At 58.1% G+C, this 1,370-nt stretch carries 1 protein-coding gene; it reads right to left on the minus strand.

Features of this window, described 5'->3' with window-relative positions:
- Positions 1–253 precede the first annotated feature (253 nt).
- Positions 254–1,279 (minus strand): IS110 family RNA-guided transposase, encoded by a 1,026-nt coding sequence (locus tag CVM73_RS38700; RefSeq protein ID WP_100236934.1) that lies wholly within the window; start codon positions 1,277–1,279, stop codon positions 254–256.
- Positions 1,280–1,370 lie beyond the last annotated feature (91 nt).

Genomic DNA, 1,370 nt, shown 5'->3' on the forward strand with positions numbered 1-1,370 from the left:
TCGTCCGTTCTTTAATCGCGGGCACGCTGTCAACCCCGATCGACAAAAATGATCCACTGCCGGGTTCATGGTTCTTTCCGCGGTCGTCTCTATGCGGGAGCGCCACATGATGGCGTTCAGGAAGTGCGGCATCTCGATGTTAAGAGCGCGGTGCGTTACCACCCGCAGGGGCGACTTCGAGATTGCCAACACCTTCGTCCCGGCAGGGACGCATGTTCCGCCGAAGGCGGATCTGGATTGGTTTAAAACTGGATCATGCGGCGCGCGTCTCTGCCTGGAACTCGGTGCCATCGGTCCAGATGGCATGGAGGATGACAGCCATTTTGCGGGCGACGGCAACCTTTGCCTTTTTGGCGCCGATGCGTTTGGCCAGCTTGTTGCCCCAGCGCTTGAGCGCAGAACCGCGCCGGACAACGGTCAGTAGGACGTTCGCGGCCTCGAACAAATAAGTTCGAACCTGGTGGCTACCGCGCTTGGAGATGCGGCCAGTGCGATCGATCTCACCGGATTGATAACGTCTTGGTGTCAAGCCGAGATAGGCGCCAACGTCGGCCGAATGTCTGAAGCGAGTGGGGTCATCGATGGTAACGACGAAGGACAGGGCAGTCAGGGGACCAATACCGGGAACGGTCAACATTCGCCGGACAGTTTGGTCGCCTCTTGCCATGGCCAGGAGTTGTCGATCAAACTTCTCAATTTGCTCGGTCAAGCAGGACTGGGCAAGGAGTAGCGGCGCGAAAATATCTTGCAAGTCCGGCGCGTCAGCAAGCACGGCGTTGACTTTGCGAGCCAGGTTGGTCGAACCGGCCCTGCCGAGTACTATTCCCAGCCCCTTGCAGAGACCACGCATCTGGTTGTCGAGGTCCCTCCGCAGATTCACCAACTTGGTTCGAGCCGCCAGCATCGAACGGGTTTTCCAGCTCTCTGCCCCCTTCACGACAGCTTCCCGGTACCATCCCATGCGGGCCATTTCGGCCAATCCCCTGGCATCGTTCTGGTCCGACTTGTTGATGCGCATCGATAGCGCTGCGTGGGCATGACGCGCATCAAGGCAAATAACCGGAAAGCCCAGCGCCCTGAGCTGGTGCCAAAGCCAATTGGATAGCGCGCCGGTTTCAAAAACGATCCGCTCAGCATTGCCGGCATGCTGCCGCAAGAGTTTAGCGATGGCCTCTGGATTGGTGGGCACGCAACCTTCGAATGTCACGCCGCCGTTCTGGTCCAAAACGCAAATGCTGGTCTCTTCCATAGAGATGTCCAAACCGACGTACTGCTTCATGAGTTGCTTCCTTTCGATGATCCCCCGAGGCAGATCCTACCGGATCTTGAGCCTTCGAGAAGCGGTCAGCCGCGATTACGCCATGTTAAGA

The organism is Bradyrhizobium forestalis, from assembly GCF_002795245.1.
Classification (GTDB): domain Bacteria; phylum Pseudomonadota; class Alphaproteobacteria; order Rhizobiales; family Xanthobacteraceae; genus Bradyrhizobium; species Bradyrhizobium forestalis.